Annotated in this window: 1 protein-coding gene; it reads left to right on the plus strand. The window is 45.6% G+C overall.

What is annotated here, in order from left to right; translation table 11 throughout:
- Positions 1–680, plus strand: a 680-nt coding sequence (locus tag R7Q48_RS27765; protein WP_318133502.1) for an ABC-ATPase domain-containing protein, incomplete at both ends; no start/stop codon positions are given.

Consider the following 680-nt stretch of genomic DNA (forward strand, 5'->3'; position numbering starts at 1 on the left):
TGGTAAAAAGGCGAACAACATCCTCACGTTCCATCTGCCTAAGTTTATTCGACGCGCGACGCTTGAGCGTGAGTTGGATAAAGAAGCAATGGTGAAGCACTGTCAAGTCGTAGAAGATCAAAGCGCACTAAGAGAACAATTAGAAGCACACAATCTTGTTGCGTTTGTTGCGAATGGTAGCGTTCTACCACGTATTGCGGGTAACTGTGATTTGCCGATGAAAGAAGCAGTAGAATTTACGGCTCCTGAGTCTTTGCAAGTGACTTTGCATGCACCAAACAAAGGTTACGTGACTGGACTTGGCATTCCCAAAGGCATCACTTTGATTGTCGGCGGTGGTTTTCATGGTAAGTCGACATTGCTGAACGCCATTGAACGTTCTATTTACGATCACATTCCTGGCGATGGTCGCGAGTACATCGTAACAGATCAGAAAGCGATGAAGATTCGTGCAGAAGATGGCCGTTGTGTGCATCACTTAAATCTATCGAACTACATCAACCATTTGCCAATGGGTAAAGATACTGCAGATTTCTCAACGCAAGATGCATCAGGTTCAACATCGCAAGCGGCTTGGTTACAAGAATCTATCGAAGCCGGTGCGACATCACTGCTGATCGATGAAGACACATCTGCAACTAACTTTATGATTCGTGATGAGCGTATGCAGGCACTTGTGG

Source organism: Vibrio sp. 378 (assembly GCF_033339435.1).